The 24,380-nt window shown below is 33.4% G+C and carries 23 protein-coding genes; 2 read left to right on the forward strand and 21 right to left on the reverse strand.

Translation table 11 applies throughout. The annotated features are described in order from the left end of the window. Positions 1–173 precede the first annotated feature (173 nt). From HMPREF2767_RS00890 to groES, 14 genes are all read right to left on the reverse strand, one after another. Complete coding sequence (locus HMPREF2767_RS00890) at positions 174–1,340, reverse strand: nucleotide sugar dehydrogenase (protein ID WP_070622180.1); 1,167 nt, start codon at positions 1,338–1,340, stop codon at positions 174–176. Between the two features lie 34 nt (positions 1,341–1,374). Then, positions 1,375–2,856, reverse strand: coding sequence for a lipopolysaccharide biosynthesis protein (locus tag HMPREF2767_RS00895; protein WP_210391788.1), 1,482 nt, complete (start codon positions 2,854–2,856; stop codon positions 1,375–1,377). After that, entirely contained in the window at positions 2,856–4,067 is a 1,212-nt protein-coding gene (locus HMPREF2767_RS00900) for an O-antigen ligase family protein (RefSeq protein ID WP_070622181.1), read from the reverse strand. Before HMPREF2767_RS00900 ends, HMPREF2767_RS00895 begins: the two co-directional genes overlap by 1 nt. Positions 4,068–4,106: 39 nt before the next feature. After that, positions 4,107–5,345: a glycosyltransferase family 4 protein gene (locus tag HMPREF2767_RS00905; RefSeq protein WP_083302005.1), complete on the reverse strand. Its 1,239-nt coding sequence runs from the start codon at positions 5,343–5,345 to the stop codon at positions 4,107–4,109. A gap of 604 nt (positions 5,346–5,949) precedes the next feature. Continuing rightward, on the reverse strand, positions 5,950–7,257 hold the full coding sequence (locus HMPREF2767_RS00910) for a phenylacetate--CoA ligase family protein (RefSeq protein ID WP_070622184.1): 1,308 nt from the start codon (positions 7,255–7,257) through the stop codon (positions 5,950–5,952). 25 nt (positions 7,258–7,282) lie between these two features. Beyond that, on the reverse strand, positions 7,283–8,257 hold the full coding sequence (locus HMPREF2767_RS00915; protein ID WP_070622185.1) for an ATP-grasp domain-containing protein: 975 nt from the start codon (positions 8,255–8,257) through the stop codon (positions 7,283–7,285). A gap of 3 nt (positions 8,258–8,260) precedes the next feature. Continuing rightward, positions 8,261–9,214, reverse strand: a complete 954-nt coding sequence (locus tag HMPREF2767_RS00920; RefSeq protein WP_168162107.1) for a 1-aminocyclopropane-1-carboxylate deaminase/D-cysteine desulfhydrase — start codon at positions 9,212–9,214, stop codon at positions 8,261–8,263. A gap of 20 nt (positions 9,215–9,234) precedes the next feature. Further along, positions 9,235–9,759, reverse strand: a complete 525-nt coding sequence (locus tag HMPREF2767_RS00925; RefSeq protein ID WP_070622187.1) for a GNAT family N-acetyltransferase — start codon at positions 9,757–9,759, stop codon at positions 9,235–9,237. 11 nt (positions 9,760–9,770) lie between these two features. Then, a complete protein-coding gene (locus HMPREF2767_RS00930; RefSeq protein ID WP_070622189.1) occupies positions 9,771–10,379 on the reverse strand; it encodes a sugar transferase in 609 nt (202 codons plus the stop codon). A 1-nt stretch (position 10,380) separates the two neighbouring features. Then, complete coding sequence (locus tag HMPREF2767_RS00935) at positions 10,381–11,490, reverse strand: DegT/DnrJ/EryC1/StrS family aminotransferase (RefSeq protein ID WP_070622190.1); 1,110 nt, start codon at positions 11,488–11,490, stop codon at positions 10,381–10,383. Positions 11,491–11,521: 31 nt separating this feature from the next. Then, positions 11,522–12,385 (reverse strand): UTP--glucose-1-phosphate uridylyltransferase GalU, encoded by an 864-nt coding sequence (gene galU, locus HMPREF2767_RS00940; protein WP_070622193.1) that lies wholly within the window; start codon positions 12,383–12,385, stop codon positions 11,522–11,524. A gap of 26 nt (positions 12,386–12,411) precedes the next feature. Next, positions 12,412–12,978, reverse strand: a complete 567-nt coding sequence (locus HMPREF2767_RS00945; RefSeq protein ID WP_070622195.1) for an acyltransferase — start codon at positions 12,976–12,978, stop codon at positions 12,412–12,414. 550 nt (positions 12,979–13,528) lie between these two features. Further along, positions 13,529–15,154, reverse strand: a complete 1,626-nt coding sequence (groL, locus tag HMPREF2767_RS00950) for a chaperonin GroEL (protein WP_070622197.1) — start codon at positions 15,152–15,154, stop codon at positions 13,529–13,531. Between the two features lie 12 nt (positions 15,155–15,166). Beyond that, positions 15,167–15,460, reverse strand: a complete 294-nt coding sequence (groES, locus tag HMPREF2767_RS00955) for a co-chaperone GroES (RefSeq protein ID WP_070622200.1) — start codon at positions 15,458–15,460, stop codon at positions 15,167–15,169. 172 nt (positions 15,461–15,632) lie between these two features. Between groES and HMPREF2767_RS00960 the strand changes: the two genes are divergently transcribed. Then, complete coding sequence (locus HMPREF2767_RS00960; protein ID WP_070622202.1) at positions 15,633–16,394, forward strand: CPBP family intramembrane glutamic endopeptidase; 762 nt, start codon at positions 15,633–15,635, stop codon at positions 16,392–16,394. A 31-nt stretch (positions 16,395–16,425) separates the two neighbouring features. On the opposite strand, the gene HMPREF2767_RS00965 is transcribed toward HMPREF2767_RS00960, so the two are convergent. The 4 genes from HMPREF2767_RS00965 to HMPREF2767_RS00980 form a co-directional block, all read right to left on the reverse strand. Next, the gene (locus HMPREF2767_RS00965) at positions 16,426–16,797 is read right to left on the reverse strand and encodes a thiol-disulfide oxidoreductase DCC family protein (protein ID WP_070622204.1); all 372 of its coding nucleotides are present in this window, start codon (positions 16,795–16,797) and stop codon (positions 16,426–16,428) included. A gap of 30 nt (positions 16,798–16,827) precedes the next feature. After that, on the reverse strand, positions 16,828–17,958 hold the full coding sequence (locus tag HMPREF2767_RS00970) for a globin domain-containing protein (RefSeq protein WP_070622206.1): 1,131 nt from the start codon (positions 17,956–17,958) through the stop codon (positions 16,828–16,830). A 77-nt stretch (positions 17,959–18,035) separates the two neighbouring features. Continuing rightward, complete coding sequence (locus HMPREF2767_RS08825) at positions 18,036–18,857, reverse strand: TPM domain-containing protein (RefSeq protein ID WP_070622208.1); 822 nt, start codon at positions 18,855–18,857, stop codon at positions 18,036–18,038. Then, positions 18,857–19,453 (reverse strand): LemA family protein, encoded by a 597-nt coding sequence (locus HMPREF2767_RS00980; protein ID WP_068130341.1) that lies wholly within the window; start codon positions 19,451–19,453, stop codon positions 18,857–18,859. Before HMPREF2767_RS00980 ends, HMPREF2767_RS08825 begins: the two co-directional genes overlap by 1 nt. Before the next feature lie 132 nt (positions 19,454–19,585). On the opposite strand from HMPREF2767_RS00980, the gene HMPREF2767_RS00985 reads away from it, so the two are divergent. Beyond that, positions 19,586–21,286 carry a M3 family oligoendopeptidase gene (locus HMPREF2767_RS00985; protein WP_070622210.1) on the forward strand — a complete coding sequence of 567 codons (1,701 nt, stop codon included), beginning with the start codon at positions 19,586–19,588 and terminating at the stop codon, positions 21,284–21,286. Between the two features lie 27 nt (positions 21,287–21,313). Here HMPREF2767_RS00985 and HMPREF2767_RS00990 read toward each other — a convergent pair whose 3' ends face one another. From HMPREF2767_RS00990 to HMPREF2767_RS01000, 3 genes are all read right to left on the reverse strand, one after another. Next, on the reverse strand, positions 21,314–21,961 hold the full coding sequence (locus HMPREF2767_RS00990; protein WP_068130348.1) for an LPXTG cell wall anchor domain-containing protein: 648 nt from the start codon (positions 21,959–21,961) through the stop codon (positions 21,314–21,316). A 113-nt stretch (positions 21,962–22,074) separates the two neighbouring features. Next, positions 22,075–22,875 (reverse strand): MurR/RpiR family transcriptional regulator, encoded by an 801-nt coding sequence (locus HMPREF2767_RS00995; protein ID WP_068130350.1) that lies wholly within the window; start codon positions 22,873–22,875, stop codon positions 22,075–22,077. Positions 22,876–22,894: 19 nt separating this feature from the next. Further along, positions 22,895–24,379: a sucrose-6-phosphate hydrolase gene (locus tag HMPREF2767_RS01000; RefSeq protein ID WP_070622212.1), complete on the reverse strand. Its 1,485-nt coding sequence runs from the start codon at positions 24,377–24,379 to the stop codon at positions 22,895–22,897. Position 24,380 lies beyond the last annotated feature (1 nt).

A 24,380-nucleotide genomic window follows, 5' to 3' on the forward strand; every position in this document is an offset into this window, starting at 1 on the left:
AGTGGCTAGGTTGATTATAAAATCTTCCCTCAATTCTAAAAATATAATAGTTATAAGTTATTTCTAGATAATCGATAGCAAATAAAAATAGCTGCGCTAACACAAGCGCAACTATTTTTGTCATGAAGTTTTTTATTGACGGGTTCAAATTCATACTCTACTAACTTAATATATTAGTCCCTACTAAAAACATCACGTGTATATACTTTATCTTTCACAGACATCAATGCGTCATCAAGTCGATTTGCAACAATAACATCAGCAATTGATTTAAACTGATCAAAATCATTAACTACTTTTGATCCCTCGAAGACTTCGTCCTCTAGAACAGGCTCATAGACAATGATTTCAATTCCTTCATTTTTTATATGATTGATCACGTCTTGAATTGCAGATTGTCTAAAATTATCCGATCCAGTTTTCATCGTTAAACGATAGATACCGACTATTGAAGGTTTACGTGAAATGATTTGATCTGCAATGTGCTTTTTACGAGTATCGTTTGCATCGACAATTGCTTGAATCATATTATTGGGAACATCTTTAAAGTTTGCCAGTAACTGTTTCGTGTCTTTTGGTAAACAATATCCTCCATAACCGAATGATGGATTATTATAATGAGCGCCAATACGTGGATCATATCCTATTCCTTCCACAATTTGCTGCGTATCTAGCCCCTTTAATTCAGCATACGTATCAAGTTCATTGAAAAATGAAACACGCATGGCTAGATAGGTATTTGCAAACAATTTAATCGCTTCAGCTTCTGTCGAATCAGTGAAAAGAATAGGAACGTCTTTCTTCTCAGCTCCTTGAGCCAAAAGATTCGCAAAAATTTCTGCACGCTCTGATTTCTCTCCTACAATAATTCGTGATGGATGTAGGTTATCATATAACGCTCGACCTTCACGTAAAAATTCAGGCGAGAAAATGATATTATTCGTATTAAACTTTTTGTTTATTTCTTTTGTATAACCTACAGGAATAGTTGATTTAATCACCATTGTTGCATTTGGATTATATTTTAAAACATTACCAATCACCGTCTCAACTGAACTCGTATCAAAGAAATCTAGCTCCGGATCATAGTTCGTCGGCGTAGAAATAATAACATACTCTGCATCTTTAAATGCTTTTTCTACATCTGTTGTAGCCGTTAAACGTAAATCTTTAGTCTTCAAGAAATCCTCAATTTCAGGATCAACTATCGGTGATTTTTTAGTATTAATTAAATCCACCTTTTCTTCTATTATATCTAATGCAGTTACTTCATTATATTGTGCTAATAAGACCGCATTAGATAGACCAACATAACCTGTACCTGCGACAGTGATTTTCAATTACATACACGTCCTTCTTATACAAATCTATTTTTTAAGGTTTTATTTCTTTAATAAAACCAAATAACTCAACTCGATTTTTTGGGAATAAAAGAATTATTAAAAAATAAAATATTGCACATACTAAAATTGTTATAAACATTGATATTGTACTATTCATATATTTTAACATTGCTAAAGCTAAACTACTCATAAGTGTTACAGCAATAATGTTTGGCAATATATTTTTAATTGTATTTAATATTGTTATATCAAACAATCTTTGTAGTAAAACAAGATGTACTAACACTAATTGAATAATGATTATTGAACGTGCATAAACTAATGGCCAAAATCCAAACTTAATAGCTATAACACAAGTCGGAACCAAAACAATTAAATGTAATAATTGTGCATAAAATGAATACTTCGGCATTCCTTTTGACCTATAGACCTCACTTGCAGTATAACCAAAAACAATCAGTATTGCTCTACTAGCCGCCCATGCTCCAATAACATTGCTTGCTTCAGACCATTGTGATCCGAGAATTATCATCGTTGCTAAATCACTAAATAATAATAATCCTGCTCCCATTGGTAAAACAAACAAAGCTATTAAACGTTGAAACTTAAAGTACATCTTTTTAAATTCAACATTATTATTTTGTAGACGTGATAATGCTGCAAATAAAACCGGAATAATAGCACCTGTAACTAGTGATAATAGTGAATTTACCATTATAGTCGATGTTTTATAAATACCTAAATAATACTCAGTTAAATAATATGAAATTATAAAAGTATCAATCCAAATACAAAGCCATTTCGTTAAAGCCTCCAAGAAAGACCAAACACTGAATGATATCATTTCTCTTATAATAGTAAAATTATAATAAAAACTTGGTTTCCAATCAGATTTAATTGTTAAAAAGATTGCGTTAAAGGTCTGCATAATAATCATACCTATAATCAATGACCAATAATTTAAACCCAATAACGCAAGTGGAATGGTTACAAAAAAAGGTATTAAAGCTCCAATAATCCTTACAAAGAATAGTGTTTTAAAGTCAAAATTTCTTCTATAAAGTGCCATTTGAATACTAGAAAAAGATGTTAGCGGTATTTGTAAACTTGCAACAATCAAAACATATCCTAATCCAGGATTACCAACCATATGAGCAATTTGTTTGTTAAATATTATGATTACAAGCAATATGCTTAACGACAAAATCAAATTTGACCAAAAAGCGACGTCAGCATTGCGATATTTCTCTCTTTTATCTTTAAACTCTCGCTGAACAAGAAACTTTTGAAATCCAGAATCCGTTAACATCTCTGTAAAACTAATAATCATAGTAATTGTAGCTATAACACCAAAGGCTTCCGGCGCCAATATTCGGGCTAAAATCATATTAGTAATTGGGCCAATTAATTTAGAAATTATCTCGGCTGTTGTAGACCATTTTGTTGCCGCACGAATTTTTTTGTTTAGATTTTTTTCACTCAATGTTATTGCCCCATTCTTAACAACAATCATTATTCATCTGATTTTATTTTTTCTTTATACATATCAAATCGATACATTTCTAATGTTTGTATTCGGCAAACCATTAGTAATATTATTGGTAGCATTATATGCTCGGTAGATATGAATGGTTCTGCGATCCACATAATAAAATACGAGGCACAAGTAGCAATGATTAACCTAGCAACATTTGTCCCAAAGCTTTTCATTATAAACTTACTTACATATAACAATCCTAAAATTAAAAAAACTAAAGAAGTTATTCCACCACGAAGTAATATATCTAAATAATAGTTATGTGCGCTAAACTTATTACCAATATACATTTCCATTTGTTCTTTTGTAAAATTACCGTATCCCCACGTAGGAGAATCTTTAATGAGATCTACAGCATTCATCCATAATACATCACGATATGAAAATGTCATATCTTTATTAAATAATCCTAATATACTGGCCAATATATTACTCTCAAATTTAAAAAAGATTAAAAATAATGAGCCTATAATAGACGCTAATAACATTCCAATATAAATTAGAAATAATTGATACCTATTAAATTTCCACACTAGGAATATAGTAAATATAAATAGACCTATCATTCCTGTAACTGCCCATACTTTTATTAAGGTTAGCCAAGATAAAATTAACAATAACCAATTCGTTTTTCCTATTTTACCAAACTTTAACTGATTATATAAAAATGAAAACATTAAACAAGGTATTAAATACCTAGTAGTAGTATTTGTATTTCCAAATAAATAAAATTCCCTTCCTTCACTGACTGTCAAAGAGGGTAATCCGTCTGGATAAATATATATTAAAGTCAAATTTATTATTATATAACATGTGGTTAATATCTTCATTGCAAATAAAAAAGATAATAAATTGTTTCTGTTATCTAAACAGTAATTAAGAAATAGAAAGAAACTAAATGCCAAAGCCATTATAATCAAATATTCTAATTCCAATGAATTATTTCTAAAATTTGAAAAGAATAAAGATAAATAAAATAAAAATAAGAACACAATACTTTTACTTATTTTACTTTTTTCAAAATTACTCATATAGTAGATAAAAACAAATATAATAGCAAAAGACATTAATACTTTATTAATAAATGATAATTGACTTAATTGAGCAAAATAATAGGGGGTGATAAATGCATAACCTAGTAATAAATATAATACAAATCTGATATTAACCCGATAAGAATTTAACATTGTTCATCACCTAGTATTGATTGTGTATTAGTAGTCATATTAATCCTCCAAATTAACTGTTACATCTCTCAAACAATGTTCATATAAAACAATAATCTGGTCTACTACATTTGAAATTGAATACTTGTTAAGAGCATCAAAATAGGCATTCTCAATTATAGATTCCATTTCCCTTTTGTTCTCCATTGCATACTGTATTTTAGTAGCTAAATCTATATAATTTCCCTCTTCATAGAGGAGTCCATTATAATGATCAGTTACAATTTCTTTGGTCCCTCCAGTATCAGCACCAATTACTAACATTTTAGATACCATAGTCTCTATCGTAACTCTACCAAAAGCTTCTTTTTTCGAGCAAATTAAACCAATGTCACATTTTCTTCTTAGTTCTTTTAAATCATCAGTATGTTCATAAAAAGTAATATGTTCCTCTAAACTAAACCTTTCAATATATGATTTTAGTTTGTTGAAGTAATTTTCGCTATCAACTTTTCCAACAATTACTAATTTTATGTTTTTGATATCATTGTCGAAGAGATACTTAATTGCTTTAACCGCCTGCAATTGTCCTTTTCCTTCTACTATTCTTCCAGCAATCAATATATTAATAGTCTCATTAGAATATAAAGATGGTCTGTTTTTAATAACATATTCATCAAGTGGGATACCGTTATAGATTAGTTTCACTTCTTTTTGAACGATTGGCTCAAACTTTTCTTTAACAGCTTTTGATATTCCAATAACTCCATTTGCTTTCTTCAAGTAGGAATAAATTTTCTTTTCATTATGTAATCTCATTGAAAAGTCTTCATCTAACAATTGTCGTATATGCCATAAATATGGTATATCCAGCTGTGATGCAGCTTTTGCAGCTACTTCAGAATCTAACCCATTAATATGAATAATATCTGGGTTTTCTTCTTTCAATATCCTTTTCAATTTTTTTGTTGATCTGATATTAATAATTATTTTTACAATCTCTTTTAATTTATTTTTTAAACTTCTATCCTCTAACCTTGTTCGCATAGATATAATTGGTGAGTGTATAACCTTTATATTCTTATGTCTTAGTGGATAAATCACTTTTTTATTAGGAAGTATAACTAAAACTTTAATTCCCCTATTTGCTAATTCATTTGCAACATTAATTAATGAAAGTGCTGCGCCATTTTTATAATCTTTACTGTTATGAGCAACAAAGCAAATTTTCAATGCGTACTCATCTCCTTGTCCGGTATATAGATTTTTTGTCCTTTGACAAATCAAATTGGATAACATTTATGGATTCCTTTTATTATCATGCTTTCTATCTAAAATTAAATAGAAATATTATGTTAAAACAAATCAATCTATTAGGTAGAAGATATCTTATCAATTGTTAATAGCAACTCGTCAACTCCATATAATGGTTCCCCACAATTTTTAGCCAACAAAATGTTTTTTACTTATTTGAGAAATAGCATAAAAATATAGGAATGTACCTATGCTTATATTAAAGTGTTTTTTATCTCTCATTCTACACGAAATCTTGATTAAAGTTAGGACTATTAAAATTTCTAAATATGAATAATTGAGAGTAACAGTCGGTAGAAAATGATATTATGCGTTAAATCTAAAAATTTTCGAAAGTTTCCTTTTATAGGCCTATCTTATCTGATTTAAACAAAAATATATTAAATTATTCAGAGGTTGTGTAAAAAGGAATATCTTCAACAAGACTAATTTTATGGAGTGATAGCAAAGGTTCAATCATATTCTAATAATCTCACACTTATTATTTGAAAAATAAGACTCAAAAATGACGATTAACACCAATTAAAAAATTTCAATGAACTAGTCTAATATTTTGTAAAACAATACTTTTGTTTCAACTTAACTTTAACTATTCTTCCATCAACCATTTTGTCTTACCTGCTACTGTTTGTTTAAGTTGGTCAACTTGTTTAATATTTATATCTTCTAGTCTTTTATCAACCTGAGACAGGCGAGTTCGAATTGCCTTAAAGTCTTCATCCAATAATTTTTTACTACTTTTAATATATATTGTGTATATTTTCTCTTTAGTATATCTGATTTGATATGATGTTATTTCATTCGAAAATTTAATTGCGTGTGTAATACCCTCTGAATGGATCGGAGTGTCATCATCTAGATGTAAAAAATCATTATTTCTACCTTTAATTCTTTCAAACGCATAGACGCTATGTCCATCCCTCTCCACTCCCTCTAGGACATCTCCTAGTTCATATCTAACTAATGGGAATGCTCTGGGATATAATGAGGTAATTAGAATCCTACCAGAATCCGATGGGTTTCCATCATCATCGACACATTCAATAAGATTATTTTTATATAACGCACGGTAACCACCATCTGGATGAGTCTGTCCTATATAGTTAGTTTCCATCGTTGCATATTGTAATCCGGCTGGACAACCAAATATTTCAGAGACAAATTCACGATCTTCTGGACTGTCAAATCCTTCTGCCGCACCTAATACTGCTTTTAAATTCAATTTATGAAAATCGTCTTTTTTACTTTCATTTGCTTTAGCCAACATATATAAAGCTTTACTATAACCTACAATATATCTTGGTCTGAATTTTAAAATTTCATCTCCTGCTTTTTTTAATTTAGCATCCGATAAATCATAAGCAGAAAAACGCTTGAAGCCGACTAAAGGCAAGCCAATGTCAAATTTCAATTTATTTTTCAGTCTAGTTATTCCCGTTCCTAAGGTATGTGAGTGTCCCCATAATCTAAACATTTTATCTGAACGTCTAATATTATAAAAGTCTCTGACATACCATACTGATGGCTCACAATGTATTGCCTCAGAATTCCATTTAGGAAACTTTAAAGGATTGCCCGTCGACCCACCAGTTGTTCCCATCGAATCTGGAGGGTATAATCCATTGGTAAAATCTTGCATATGCTCATTAACAAAATCTCGAGTTACAATTGGCAGACGTCTAAACTCTTGAATTGACTGGAATTGTTTGGGTAATTCACCTAAGGTAACCAATTTATTGTAATATGGAACGTTTTTTTGAATATCCATCCACTGCCTGTTAAATTCCTTTAACTGATAGCTTTCAATTGCATCAACTTTAAAATTATCGTAAAACTCTTTTTCCTTTTTCAATAAAGGTTCCATTCTTTTTTCACGTATTTTTCGTATTAAAAACATAAAAAAACCCCTTAAGAATTATCTCCTACTTCAATCGATGTACCAATTGAACATTATCATATTTCATCATGACAAGATCTTTTTCATACTTAAATCCATTATATAGTTTATTTTCTTTACCTTGTAAGTTATTTAATATATACGACATAAAGTTACATCCTGATTCAAATGCGTGCGGATACCCTCCCCCAAATCGAGGGTTAATTTCAGAAATATAATACTCCCCTTTATATTCAAAGCAATCTATATCTATTGGACCTACGAATTTTGTTTTTTGAACTAACTCTTTAATCAACGCTTCTATTTTTTCATTATGAATCGATATAGATTTATCTGTTTCTCCTGCACGCATATGAATTTTTTCTTTAATAAACATATCCACTAATTCTCCACTTAACATATCAATATAAACATCAATGCCAAACTCCTTTTCTTTATAAAACGGTTGAATTATTTGGCCTTCAAATTTATGAAATGCTTCGTGTAATTCATTTTCATTTTCTACAATGAACAAACCTAAACTAGCGCTTCCTTTTGCTGGCTTTACAACTAATGGGTAAGTTAATTCTCCTTGCTGAAGCAATTGTTTTACAGTGTTTAAATCAGAATATGTTGGAACAGATTGTATTCCCTTACTATCTAAGTATGTATATGTATTATACTTATCAAATGAAACATCAATATATTTTGATGGGGATAATATTAATTTCACATTGTTACTATTGAACAGTGATTGATTATTAGCTAGAATCTCTAATTCTGGATCAATTAATGACATAATCGCATCTATTTTGTGTTTTTTGCAAACTTCTAACAATATTTCAATATAATTAGCGTTATCAATTCTAGGCACAATTTCATAATCATCTGCAAAATAAATTGCTGGCGCATTTATATCACAATCTGTAGCTATTACTTTCCCTTCGTTTAACGCTAATACTCGTTTAAAATATTCAATAATTTTCACTCTTCGTCCAGCGCTTGTTACTAAAATATTCATGTGTTACCTCACTTTAAACTTTTCAGCATAATTAAATAATAATGGAGTTCCACCTGTATGAATGAACAGTATAGACTTGTTTTCTATATTCTGATGTTGAATTGTATCAATCATTCCGTAAAATGCTTTTCCAGTATATACAGGATCGAGAATTATACTTGTTTTCTTTATTACATCTTTTATTGTTTCAATAATTTCTGGATATATATCAGCATACCCTTTTCCTACATACCTATCTAAAAATTCAAGTTTGTAAGGCGTTTCTGCATACGTTGGATAGTAATTTAGAAGGTATGATTGTACGCTTTCATGAATAACCACTGAACCACGTTCTGCATTACGAGCGACACTAATTCCCACAATATTTTTATCACTTTCATTTACAATATTACCCGCAATTAATCCCGCTTGTGTAGTTCCTGTTCCGGAAGCATGAAATATATGATTAAAGTCCACATTAAGACTTTTTTCTTGCGTTAAAATTTCGTCAAACACCATTTTATATGCGTGCGTTCCTAAATCACCATGTCCCCCACCTTGAATAAAGTATGGTGTGTTACCATCTTCTCTCAAACGTTGTAATGTCTTTTCTATTGTTTGAGGAACTTCATTTGCTTCTGTCCAAACAATTTCAGTATCAAATAGGTCATAGATTAAAAAATTTCCATTGTAATTAACTTGTTCTGACTTTGCTAATATAAGCAATACATTAAATCCCAGCTTTTTCGCCATAGATACAGTTAAACGACAATGATTTGATTGAGCAGCACCATATGTAACAATGTAGTTCGCATTGTGCTTGACAGCATCAGCAAGAAACAACTCTAATTTCCTAACCTTATTTCCACCTAAAGTTGGCTCGGTTAAGTCGTCCCTCTTCACATAAATATCATTGTCATTAATTTTGCCATAGTATTCAATTGGCGTTGGATATTTGTTAAATAATTGCCTCTTCAATATACACACCTATTTCAAATTTAATTAATATAGTCTGCTCTCAAAATCCCCATAATGTACCTATCACGTTTTTCTCCATGAGAGAGAATATCTTGTCTCAATAGACCTTCAATTTCAAAACCAACTTTTTTGTTTAAACTAATCATAGGTGCATTTTCTTTCCAAACATATGCATATACTTTATTTAAATTAAGTTCAAGAAAAGCATAGTCTAACATTATTTTTCGAATCTCATATCCGATACCTTTTCCTTGATATGATAAATCACCGATTCCCATATATGATTCAGCTTTTCCGTTTTTAATATCAATTCCTATTAAACCACAGTAACCAATTGGTTTATCAGTCTCGATATCACAGACAATAAAATCTTTTCTTGAAGGATTACCAGCAACATTTTGTAGCCATTTACGTGTGCTTACTTCTGATAATGGGTAATCAAAGTTTAAAGTATGACGAAATTCAGCATTGTTAATCCATTTAACTTTGTAAGGTACATCCTTATCCTCCATTAAACGGACATATACTTGTTTACTAGTTAGCATTAAAATCACCTTTAACTATCTTTATGTCTATCACTGTTTATATCTTCACGTTTAAATACTTTTACAATCGTTTTGATTATTATAATATAATCTGTTAATACATTGTAATTTTCTACATACTTTACATCATACACAATTCTTTCATCCCAAGTTAATAAATTTCTTCCACTCACTTGGGCTTGTCCTGTAATTCCAGGCTTTACTAAAAACCTTTTCACTTGTTCTTCATTATAGTCTTTATATTCATAAGGATGATAAGGAACCGGTGGTCTAGGACCAACAACACTCATATTACCAATAAAAACATTAAATAACTGAGGCAACTCATCTAAACTAGTTTTTCTGAGGAAACTACCTACTTTTGTAATTCTTGGATCTTCAGAATATGTTTTAATTCCCAAACCATATTTCTCAGCGTCAACAATCATTGTTCTAAATTTATATATATTGAATACTTTCCCATGTCTACCAAGTCTTTCTTGTTTAAAGAAAACCGGCCCCTTTGAATCCATTTTAATCGCAACGGCTATCCCTATTAAGATTGGTAAAAACACTATAATTCCAATTGTACTACTCAATATATCAAAGGCTCTTTTTAATATTTTTTCAACAATGTTCAAATCATACCAATCCTTTAATTACATTTACTACTCGTTGTAGATCTTCTTCTGTCATTTTCGTGTCCGACGGCAAGCAAATACCTGTTTTAAATAACCTCTCCGCAACATTACCACCAACAAAGTCATACTCAGCAAACATCGGCTGTAAATGCATTGGTTTCCATAAAGGTCGTGATTCGATATTCTCATTTTCTAACGCTTCAATTATATCGTTTGGTTGAAGCTCCCCATTTAAAGTTATAGCACTTAACCAATAGTTCGGACGATCAAAGTCATTTTCGGGCATAAATCTAATCCCCGGTATATCTTTTAAATGCTTTTTGTAAAACTGATAAATTTCTGTTTTCTTCTGTACACGATCATCTAAAACTTTTAATTGGCCTCGACCAATACCAGCAGAAACATTACTCAAACGATAGTTATAACCAAGTTCCTTATGTTCGTAGTGGCGTGCCGGTTCACGAGATTGCGTCGCCCAAAACCGTACTTTATCAATACGTTCTTCGTCGTTTGAAACAAGCATTCCGCCTCCCGATGTCGTTATAATTTTATTTCCATTAAAAGAAAAGATTCCATAATCTCCAAAAGTACCTGTATGCTGATTTTTATAATATGTGCCTAGAGATTCTGCGGCATCTTCTATTAAAGCAACATTATATTTTTTGCATAAAGCTACTATCTCATCCATCTGTGCAGATAATCCGTATAAATGTACAACGATAACTGCTTTTACATCAGGATATTTTTCAAATGCTTGTTCTAACGCTTTCGGGCACATATTCCACGTTGTTTCGTTACTATCAATAAAAACTGGCGTAGCTTGTTGATAAATAATTGGATTTGCAGTTGCTGAAAATGTGAGTGATTGACAAAATACAATATCATCTTTTTCAACTCCAACAGCTTTTAATGCCATATGAATCGCAGCAGTTCCTGATGTTAAAGCAGCTGCTGATTTAATAGCAACTTTATCTGCAAATTCTTCTTCAAATTTATTTACATTCTCTCCTAATGGAGCAATCCAGTTTGTATCAAACGCTTGTTGTACATACTTTTGTTCATACCCCTCTTCACTCATATGTGGGGAGGCTAAATAGATTCTATCTGACAACAGTTTTACATCCTCTCTTCAAACCATATCTTTATTTTTCTAGTAGTGATTTCAAATAGACTTCAAACTCATCTTTAATTCGTTCATCATTCAATGCAAACTCGACCGTCGTTTTAACAAACCCCATAATTTCTCCAACGTCGTAACGTTTACCTTCAAAATCATATGCGTATACTTGTTGTTCTTCATTTAACATTTGAATAGCATCTGTTAATTGAATTTCTCCACCTGCTCCAATTTGCTGTTTGTCTAAATGTTTAAAAATCTCAGGTGTTAGTACGTAACGACCCATAATTGCTAAATTTGATGGAGCGGTACCTAGTTTAGGTTTTTCCACAAATTCTTTCACTTCATATAAGCGACCATCTTTACTAATAGGATCAACTATACCGTAACGGTCTGTTTCGTTGTCTCCTACTGTTTGTACACCAATAACCGAGTTTCCTGTTTCGTCATATTTATCGATTAATTGCTTTAAACCTGGTGTATCAGCTTGAACAATGTCATCACCTAACAGAACAGCAAACGGCTCGTCACCAATAAATTTGCGTGCACACCATACAGCATGTCCTAATCCTTTAGGTTCTTTTTGTCGAATATAGTGAATATCGATCTCAGCTTCTTTCACTTTTTCTAATAGTTCGAACTTTCCACTTTTCTTTAGACTTTCTTCTAATTCAAAATTAATATCAAAGTGATCTTCAATGGCACGTTTTGTGTGACTCGTAACGATAATGATATCTTCAATACCAGATGCTATCGCCTCTTCGACAATATATTGAATCGTCGGCTTGTCTACAATTGGCAACATTTCTTTCGGCATTGCTTTAGTCGCAGGTAAAAATCTAGTTCCCATACCTGCTGCGGGTATAATTGCCTTTTTTACTTGTTTCATTGCTATTTCCTCCAAACAATTAATAACTACTTTCTAACATTATTAAACCTCGACCACATTTGTTCAATTAGATCTTGTTTTAATTTCTGCTTTTTTGGAGCCAACTCTGCAGGATAAACATTGTCACTAAAGCGAAGCTTTTCAACATAGTCATCCAAAGTACCTATTACTTTTGCTGGCACTCCTGCTACAATTGAGTTTTTCGGAACATCCTTTGTGACTATACTCCCGGCAGCAACAATTGAGTTTGCACCTATTTTAACATCATACATAATGGTTGTATTTGACCCGACGAATACATTTTTCTCAATTTCTATACAACCTATTTTTTCTTGAAATTCTTTTTGACCATATTTATTATTTAGCATATTATGAACACCATCATGTGTTATAAAAGTGACTTTAGACGCTATTCTAACGTTATCATGTAGTTTTATAAGTTCCGGGTATAATGGTACTTTTCTTGGCATAAAATGAACATCTTTACCAACATAATTCATTATATTTTTTTCTCTTAAATATTTTCCACGTCCCGATGATCGCCTAATTGAACAAAGACGTAGTGTATGAAATAATCTTTTTTTAGAACTCATTATCACTGCTCCTTTATATTATAAAAAACGATAGTCTTTTTATTTCCTCCTTGGAAATTACATACAAAATTATCACTAATAACTCATTAGTACTATTGATTGTTTATATTTTTGTAAATCTTATCTATATACTACAATATGCATTACTTTGTAATCAAGGCTTTGTCTCCGTATATGAAATAGGACTCTTATTCAAAAGACGTTTTGCATCATAATTAATATTTTGAAAAAATAGTTTGATGGATTATATAAGTCAATCGGCTGCTCTCTATTTATTTAGGTATATACATGTGTAGTACAAATAATAGCTGATAATATATAGGTTATTCCTCATCGATTAGGTCACGACACCATTGGGTCAAATAGTGGCAACTAATATACGCTCTAGATTAAATTTCTTCCAATAATATGTATAATTTGATAAAAGTTTTTGTTTTAGTAAAAAAATAGAGACCATACTTTGCCATAAGCAAATCATGACAAAAAGTATAGTCCCTAGTTAATAATTAATCATTGGAACCTGTTTTTACAGATTTTTTACGAAAATATTTTACATCATCCCTGGCATGCCGCCGCCCATGCCCATGTCTCCGATGTTTTCTTCTTCTGGAATGTCTGCGACGACCGCTTCTGTTGTTAAGAACATTGACGCGATTGAGCCTGCATTTTGGAGTGCTGAACGTGTGACTTTTTTAGGGTCTACGATTCCCGCTTCAATCATATTAACCCAATCGTCTGTTTCTGCGTTGTAGCCGACGCCACCTGTTTGTTCTTTTAGTTTCGTTACGATGACTGATCCTTCGAGTCCTGCGTTTTCTGCAATTTGTCTCACTGGTGCTTCGAGTGCCTTTAGTACGATGTTGATTCCTGTTTTTTCATCGCCTTCAGCGTCTAGTGCTGCGACTTTGTCATACACCTCAATCAGTGCAGTTCCACCGCCTGATACGATGCCTTCTTCAACTGCAGCGCGTGTTGAGTTTAACGCGTCTTCTATACGAAGTTTACGTTCTTTCATTTCAGTTTCTGTTGCCGCACCAACTTTAATGACCGCAACGCCTCCTGAAAGTTTTGCTAAGCGTTCTTGAAGTTTTTCTCTATCAAAACTTGAATCTGTGTCTTCAAGTTGTGCTTTAATTTGAGAGACGCGACCTTTAATTGTTGTTTCGTCTCCGCTTCCTTCTACAATTGTCGTGTTTTCTTTATCGACATGTACTTTTGAAGCTGTACCGAGCATATCTAAGCTAGCGTCTTTTAACTCGAGTCCTAAGTCTTCAGTGATGACTTGGCCACCTGTTAAAATTGCGATATCTTCGAGCATTGCTTTACGACGGTCACCAAATCCTGGTGCTTTTACAGTGATTGCCGTAAATGTACCACGTAATTTATTTAGCACGAGGTTCGCAAGTGCATCCCCTTCTACGTCGTCTGCGATAATTAAAATCGGACGACCTTGTTGAACGATTTGTTCTAAAATAGGTAGTAAATCGTTTTGGAAGTTCGTGATTTTTTTATCTGTAATGAAGATATATGGATTATCGAGTTCTGCGATCATCTTTTCAGAGTCTGTCACCATATATGGAGATGAATAACCTCTATCAAACTGCATCCCTTCAACGACTTCTAATTCTGTATTTAACCCACGAGACTCCTCAATAGTAATGACACCGTCGTTACCGACCTTTTCCATCGCTTCAGAGATAAATTCTCCGACTTCTTTATCGTTTGCTGAAATCGCACCGACTTGAGCGATCGATTCCTTATCTTGTACTGGTTTTGAAATGTCTTCTAGTGCTTTTACCGCTTCTTCAACAGCTTTTGTAATACCACGGCGAATGCCAACTGGGTTTGCACCTGCTGTAACGTTTTTAAGTCCTTCCTCGATCATTGCATGAGCGAGAATTGTTGCTGTTGTTGTTCCGTCACCTGCGATGTCGTTTGTTTTTGTTGCAACTTCAGATACGAGTTTTGCGCCCATATCTTCAAAGCGATCTTCTAACTCGATTTCTTTTGCGATTGTCACACCGTCATTGGTAATGAGAGGTGCTGTAAATTGTTTATCTAAAACGACGTTACGTCCTTTAGGTCCAAGTGTGACTCGAACTGCGCTTGCTAGTTTTTCAACTCCACGTAACATCGATTGACGTGCATCTTCAGAAAATTTAAGTTCCTTAGCCATTTATATCTCTCCTTATTCTACTACTGCTAAAATATCTTGTGCGGGTACGATTAAATAACTTTTCCCTTCGTAATCCACTTCTGTTCCTGTAAATGAGTTGTAAACGACTTTGTCGCCTTCTTTAACATCTATTTTTAAAATTTCTCCGTTATCTAACGTACGTCCAGGTCCTACTGCAACAACTACACCATAGACCGGTTCTTCTTTTGAAGAATCTCCAGTTAAAATAATACCAGAGGACGTCGTTTCTTCTTTTTTATATTTACTAATATCTAAAATTACTCGATTTTCTAGTGGTCTTAACATCGTAAGCCCTCCCCATTCTTCCGTCTTTTAGCACTCATTCGCTTGATGTGCTAACTGTGTTTTATCATACATCAAAGATAGTCAAATTTCAAGTTGTAACACTCGTTTCCTATGTTTTTTTATCGCTTCAAGTGTTAGTATTAAATAAGGAACTGTTACATAGGAGGTCTTTATGAGAAGTTTATATAGCATACTGATTATTGTCACATTTGGAGTTATCCAATTTATTGGAGTACCGCTCCAAATCTATTTTGCAATTACAAATCCAGATGCAGATGTGATGGAAATTATACAAATGTATATGCCATATCAATTTGGGATTTACGTTTTCGGATTAATCGTCGTACTCATTCTCGGTAATATCCATAAAAATAAAAACATGTTTGAACTCGGTGAAAAGTCCACACCACTCATGACAATTGTTTGGGTATTCGGAGGATTAGTGTTAGCATTCGTCGCCCAATTTGTTACTGCAACAATTAATATTAAATTACTCGGAAACCCTGAAGAGAGTGCAAATACACAGCTTATTATGGAAATGATTACTGCGATGCCGTATATGGCAATCTTCGTTGCGATCATTGGCCCAATTATCGAAGAATACGTATTTAGACGTGCGATTTTCGCAGAAATTTATGAACGACTACCAATGAACCGTGTCGTTTCGTTTTTAATCGCAGGACTAATTTCCGGATTAATATTTGCGGTCGCACACTTTGACTTTACACATATTCTTGTTTACTTAGGAATGAGTTATGTATTTAGTTTTGTATATGTGATGACGAATCGTCTACTCGTTCCAATTCTCGTTCATATGTTAATGAACGGAACGGTTGTCGCTGCACAAGTATTCTTTAAAGATGCGATAGAAAATCTCGAACAATTACAGTCTAACATTATATTAATCGGCAAAGTAATCATGTCGGTCTTCTAAAAAAACGACTCAAGAAAAGCTTGAGTCGTTTTCATTTTAAGTACATTTGATAAAATTTTACAGATTTTACTGTGCAATTTTTATTGTATTTATGCCGGTTTTTTGCAACATAGTCATATAAAGAATTTCTTAATTTTCTTGGAATTAGCTTTGTCACGAGTAACGGTTTAAAGTAATTATTTGCGTCTACTAAAAAATGAAGAACTGCGTCTGATTTTTCATATACTTTATGTTTTGAAATATATGACACGTGATTTGAATTCACTTCAAACTTTAAATCTTTTATCCACCGACTGTTAAAGTCTGTCACAAATAGGTCATTATTTTTATTCATCTTAACTGCGAAATTCACAAATCGATTACATAACTGACATTCACCATCATAAACTAGTACTTTTTTCATATAAACTCTACACTTTTCTTTTATAATAATCTATAATGCTAAGCTCATTCTTGGTCCAAACGCTTCGTAATGAATTTTGCTCATATCATATTTATTGGATTCACAAGCATTAATCATTGCCTGGTTAAATCCTAAAGACCCTGATATATAAATTGAATAATCATCGTAACCTTTAATGTCACTCTCATTTAAATAACCTTCGTCTTTAGTATATCTAATCGTAACATTCACTTTATCTTCTAATGATTCTAGTTCCTCTTTAAATGGCAATGTAGATTCATCATGAGTCGAAATGATTAGATCAATGTTTTTATTATTTTCTACCGCACTTTCGACCATAGACATAATCGGTGTTAAACCAACTCCTCCGGCAATGAATAATAAGTTATCATCAGATTTATTTAATATGAAGTCTCCGGCTGGTGCTGAAAGTTCAATGACATCTCCACTATTTAACTCATCAAATAAGTAATGAGAAACGACGCCCGCTTCATCATTTTGACCTTCCCGTTTAACAGCAAATTGTAAACCATTTTCTGTATGAGTAGAACAAATCGAATAGTGTCTTAACGCTTCATACGGATAATCGATTGGCTTTACTTTGACTGTAATGTACTGTCCTGGAAGAATCTCTGGTAATTTCTCATTGTTATCTACTGTAAACCTAACGATATCTTCCGTTAGATACTCTTTATTTTTTACAGTGAATGGTTTAAACCCGTCCCATGCAGCCTCATCATACATTTTTTCTTCTACTTCAATAAATATTTGAGCAATTTGATTATAATACTTAGCCCATGCATTAATAATATCATCAGTTGCCGCGTCACCAAGTACTTCTTTAATACCTATGAGTAAATATTTACCAACAATAGGATAATGTTCTTTTTTTACATTTAATGCACGGTGCTTATGGCCAATCCCTATGACTGCAGGTACAATTGCTTCTAAATCATCGATGTGTTCAGCAGCTGCAAGCACTGTATTAGCAAGTGCCTTTGGTTGATCACCAAACTTTTGATTTGTCTGGTTAAACATATTTAATAATTCATCATGATCTTGGAACATACGTTTATAAAATGTGCTTGTAATTTCACTACCATGCGCTTTTAATAATGGAACTGTTGCTTTAATGAGTTCTTTTTCTTTATTCGTTAACATAACAATCACTCCTAATGTAATTCTAACATCTATACATGACAATAAAAGTAAAGAACCTTGACAATGTCAAGGTTCTTTTAAAATCCGCGACCGGCACCTCCACCGCCGCCACTTCCGCCTCCGAAGCCACCAAATCCACCGCTACCACCGGAGAATCCTCCTCCATTTCCACTTTGTGGGAAGAATATTGGAGTGCCACTACGTCGGTACGACGGCTGGCGTCTTCCTCTTGGTGGTCCGCCACCACCATTGTTACTTATAATGTATAGTAATAACACAATGATAAAAACAATGACAAATGTACGGAATAAGAAAGCGTAAAACGTATCATCATTCGATATCTTTTCAGGCTGCTCATTCGTAAACTCACCTGTAGTCTCGTCGTAGCCATATGCTTCTAGACTTTCTTCATAGAGTTTTGTGTATAAGTTTTTAAGCGCTGTATTATAGTCACCTTTTTTAGCATCTTCGAGTGCGTAGTCGTCGATAATTTTACCGATTTTAGCATCGTTTAAATACCCTTCAATTTCATAACCTACTTGAACGTCAATTCCTCGGTTATTAAATTCATTGTCGTTGTCGTTATTAAATAGTATAACGATACCGTTATCTCTATCTTTTTTACCGACACCGTATTCTCGAAGAGCACGTAGTGCAAAGTCTTGACGATGCTCTTGCCCTGTTGAGTCCATCGTCATCAGCAACATTTCTACTCCGGTACCTTTTTCTAAATGGGACCCTAGTTCATTTAACTCATAAATTGTCGACTCATCTAATACGTGCGCATTATCTTGAACAAAATAATGCGACGTATCGAGTTTCGGCATTTCAACGCGTGCTGCCGTTGCGACTGGTGTTGTTAATATAATGATGAGAAGAAGTGGAATGATCCGCTTCATTACTCATCACCAGAGTTATCCTCTTGGTTCGTGTTAAAATCTACACCTGGCACTTCTTTTGCACCTTCACTTGCTTTAAAGTAGTCTTTCTTCTCAAAATTAAAAATCATAGCGATAATGTTCCCTGGGAACACACGTGTTTGTTTATTATATTCTTCTACTGATTTGTTATAATCTTGACGTGCAACTGCGATTCTGTTTTCAGCACCTGCAAGTTCATCTCGTAATCCTGTAAATTGTTCGCTAGCTTTTAAGTCAGGATAATTTTCAGCAACAGCTAATAAACGAGATAAAGCACTAGTCATTTGATCGTTTGCTTCGCTTAACTCATTTACTCCGTTTGCACCTGCTAAACGTGCACGTGCATCCGCAACATCTTGAAACACTTCTTTTTCGTGTGAGGCATAGCCCTTAACTGTTTCAACTAAGTTCGGAATTAAATCTCCACGACGCTGAAGCTGCGTTTCGATTTGTGATTCTTTTTCATTGACTTGTTCATCTAACTGAACAAACTTGTTATATTTTGGCATTATAAGGATTGCCAATACAATGATAATCCCGAGTACAATACCGATTGGTGCTAATAATTTTTTCATTGGAAAACTCCTTTTTTAAATATAAATTCATTATACTAAAGAAATATTATATACGACTACTTTTAAAGTCATGAACATTTCCAATATAATATAGTAATATAATAGTACCCCACATCAAGGAGTGAGAAACTTATGGTAACAAAATTTAAAGATTTTGAGTACAAACGACCAGATTTTGATTTATTTAGAGAACAGGTCGATGGACTCTTAAGCGCATTTGAGAAAGCAGAAACAGTAGAAGATGCAGAAGTCGTTATCGATCAGTACAATGAGAAAATTAAACACATCCATTCGATGATTACGATCGCAACTGTTCGTGCATCTATCGACACGAAAGATGAGTTTTATCTTGGTGAGCGTGATTTTTACGATAACAACTTGCCGGTTCTGTCTTCTGTAACAAACGATTATTATAAAGCGCTTGCAAATAGTCCGTTTCGTGACGAATTAGAAGGAAAATACGGCAAACAGTTATTTGCATTAGTCGATAATGAGATTAAAGGGTTTGACCCTAAAGTTAAAGATTTAATGACTGAAATTAACGTATTAACATCGAAATATTCGATTTTACTGTCATCTGCTGAAATTGAATATGATGGTAAAAAACTTGCACTCACAGAATTTTCTCCGTATATGATTAACGATGACCGTGAAGTGAGAAAGTCTGCGATGTATGCGAAACAAAATTTCATGAAAGAACATCTCGATGAAATCGATGATATTTATGATCAACTCGTCAAAAAACGTCATGAAATGGCAGTTGAGCTCGGATTTAACAACTACACAGAACTCGGATATGTTCATATGAACCGTATCGATTATAACCGAGAGATGGTAGAAAATTATCGTAAACAAGTACGTGACTACGTCGTTCCTTACGTTACTGAATTAAGAAAGCGACAAAAAGAACGTATCGGTGTATCAGACTTAAAATATTACGACCTTGCTTATGAGTTTAAATCTGGAAACCCAACACCTAAAGGTGGCACTAAAGCAATTATGGAAAATGGTGCAAAAATGTATAGAGAATTATCTAAAGAAACGGATGAGTTCTATACATTTATGACAGAACGAGAATTATTCGATGTCGAGGCTAAAAAAGGAAAAGAAGGCGGAGGATATTGTACATTCATAGAAGATTATGAAGCGCCGTTTATCTTCTCAAACTTTAACGGGACTCAAGGTGATATCGAAGTGCTTACTCACGAAGCAGGACACGCATTCCAAATGTACTCTTCACGTCACTTCTCAGTTCCAGAATACATTATGCCAACATATGAAGCATGTGAGATTCACTCGATGAGTATGGAGTTCTTTACGTATCCATGGATGGAATTATTCTTTAAAGAAGATACAGATAAATTTAAATTCTCTCATCTTTCAGGTGCGTTAGAATTTTTACCGTACGGTGTAGCGATCGATGAATTCCAACACGTCGTATATGATAATCCTGAATTAACACCTGAAGAACGCCGCGCAGAATGGAAGAAAATTGAAGCGGTATACTTACCAGATAGAGACTATGAAGACATCCCTGCATATGTAGATGGTGCTTTTTGGCACGGTCAAGGTCACTTATTTGCGTCTCCATTTTATTATATTGACTACACGCTCGCCCAAGTGTGTGCACTACAGTTCTTTAAACGTGTAATGGATGACTTTGTAGCCGCATTTGGCGACTATTTAACGCTATGTAAACTCGGTGGTTCACTACCATTTGGTGAATTAGTAAAAGTTGCCAACTTAAAATCTCCGTTTGAGGACGGAACGTTAGAAGAAGTCGTAGATTTCGTAAAAGATTATTTAAATGATATCGACGATAAAAGTCTATAGAAAAATGCCACATCAAAGATGTGGCATTTATTTTTTGATTTTTATTTTATTAGTTTTTCTTACTAATAGCATGAGTCCTGCACTTAATAAAATAATTTCTATTACGTATAGTAATTCTATACTCTCGTTAACACCTGTATCTGGTAACTCTTTTGCACCATGTGGTGTTTTCTTCTTTTCAGAATCCTTTGATGATTTAGATGTCGACTTTTTATTAGACTCTTTATCTGACGTAACAGCTGTGTCAGTATTTGAGTTATCCGTTACGAGTGTATCATCTGAAACAATTGGGTTGTTATTTCCAGGTTTTTCTTCTACACCAATCGCGTCGAGTACGTTATCATCCGCTTCTTTAACCTGTTCATCAATTGTGTCGATGATATCATTATTATTCGGCGGATTTTTAGTGTCTTCATTATCAGTTTCACCTGGTTCATTTGTTTCTGGTGTTTCTGGCTCTTGTGGTTTCTCAGTTTCGTTTGAATTATCAGAGTCAGTAGATTCATCAGGGGCTTCTGATGGGTTATCCGCATAATTCGTTTGATTTTGTTTTGTTTCTTCTTGAGTTGCTGAGTTTTCAGTATCTGAAGCATTCGTTTCTTCATCTGCAGAAGAAACAGGTGCAATTAATAACATAATCAGTACCGAAAATAACAATAATTCTTTTAGTTTCATAAGCCTGCCCCCTCGTATTCGTTATCTTTAGTATAGATAAATATAGGTAGTTTTTCTATCGACAACACTATTTGTCACATAACTTTAATGCTTATGAAACAATCTATAAATACTTATGAAAGAATGTTATGTTTTTTATATTTAGCGAGATATATTAATATAATATCGAGTATCATATATAACCCAATTCGACTCGTCATCATTAAGTTCGTATTCGTCACTTCTTCAGAGAAAAATACCGTATAATCTGATAAGCGCTCGACTCGATATGAATTACCATCTGTAATCGATACTGTTTCTACTGATCGTTCATTCGCAAGCCTCAACGCTTTCATAATTTCCGGATTGTCATTCGTACTAATCGTAATCATACAATCTTTTGACGTAAATTTTGATAAACGACCTCGTAACGTCGTTAAATCGTTTACGACAAACACCGGTATATCTAATTCGATTAATTTACTCTGAAAGTCTAAACTTACTGGAAGACATTCTCCTGCACCAAATAGTAACACACGTTCTTTTTTAGCAATTACCTTTGTAACGTCACTTAGATTCTTTCTATCAACTAGTGTGTCATTACTATGTAACACCCTTAACGTATTTTGAAATACTTTTTGGAAAATTGTCGACTCATTATCTGATACTATTTGCACATTACTCGATAAAGGATTTTCATTAATAGAATGAAGTTCTTTCGCGAGTTCGACTTTTAATGATTTAATACCTGATAAGCCAAGTCTTTTACTAAATCGAATCACCGCAGCGTCACTCGTTTGACTCTCTTTAGATATTTCTTGAACTGTCATATGAGTCACGTCTTCTGGGTGTTCTAATATAAAATCTGCAATTTTTAACTCAACTGGTGTGAAATGTTCATACCTTCTACGGATAAGTTCTAATACTGAAAACATGAGTGCTACCTCCAGTTGTTTAAATCTTCTTGCGCTGACTAATGACAGGGTCTTCTTTGAATCCTTTTAATGTGTAATGCGTCATTTCGACGTAACAATCACCATCTTCTGCCATCACTTCCACACCGATAGATTCTTCACGCGGGAAAATTCTCGCCGTCATCGTATGCTCTCCGTCATTTATAAAAATCTCAATGGATGAGCGGTCCATAAATATTTGTAGTCGTTCGAGTGGTCTTGTTAACTCTATACTTCTAGTTGTCCCGTCTACTCCTGAAATTAGTGCGCCGCTAAATGTACGATCAAGCGTTATCTTTTGTTCCTCACTGTTATAAGATACAATCGTTTCTTCACGATTACTCTTTCTCAGTAAAAAGAATAACTCACGTGCATTATTTTCTTTGATATCGATATTTAACTCATAACTGTCCCCATAAAAATCTGTGAGTGGTTTACGATGTTCGTTAAAGTATCCAATTGCTTTTAATTCGTTTCTTCTTAACTCTTTTAAATGTGGATGCGGAGTTTGAATGAGTCTGTCTCCATTCACCGTTAACACTCGAGGAATTGTCAGTGCGTTTTTATAGCCTTCAATCTCCGTAGGATACTTACTCTCTTCAGCTGACATCCAAGCGATTAAAACACGTCGTCCTTCAGAATCCAATGTCGTCACTGGTCGATAAAAATCAAATCCACCATCAAATTCTCTATAATCATCGTGATTAACAAATAACGAGCCGTATTCAAAGTCATTAATGACGTATCCTGACTGATAAATATTCCAAAAATGATGTTTAAACTTATCGAGCCCTCTCGGGTTAAACATTAACACTTCGGCATCATCTAACGTAAATAGCTCCGGTGATTCCCAGAAATATCCAAACATATCGTAACCTGTATTGACTTCACCTAAAAACTTTAAATCTTCGAGTGATTTACCACGGTACATGATGATTCGCCCAAACTCTTCGTCGTTCATTGTTCCGATCATCATATTGATTTCACCGTCGTGTGTAAATACGTATGGATTCCTAAAATATTGTTTGTAACCAGGTTCAACTTCCCTTAAAATCGGTGCGGGATATTTTTTGATTTTAAAATCTGTATCGATAACACCTGCACGTTGATATGTATGAACTCCGTCTGATTTTTGCTGTTCACCAGTAAAAAATAGCGTCAGTTCATTGTTGATTAAAGTTAAATTCCCGCCGTATAGATTGTCTTTATCATATAAGTCATCTGGACGTAATTTAATTCCTTCGTTATTAAAATGAATTAAGTCTTCACTCGTCACGTGATATAAATACGTTGCACTTTCTTCGTTAGTTGCAGGTTCCCATTCATAAAAGATATGGTACAGACCATTAATGTAGAAGAATCCACAAGGTGCACCGAGTATTCCCATCACAGGTTGAACGTGATAATTTAAACGCCATTTACTCATCATCGATGACTCAATAGCTGTTTCGATTTGTTCTGAGTTGTAGTCTTCGATTCGTTTCATC

The sequence above is a fragment of the Nosocomiicoccus sp. HMSC067E10 genome, from assembly GCF_001810835.1.
Taxonomy (GTDB): domain Bacteria; phylum Bacillota; class Bacilli; order Staphylococcales; family Salinicoccaceae; genus Nosocomiicoccus; species Nosocomiicoccus ampullae_A.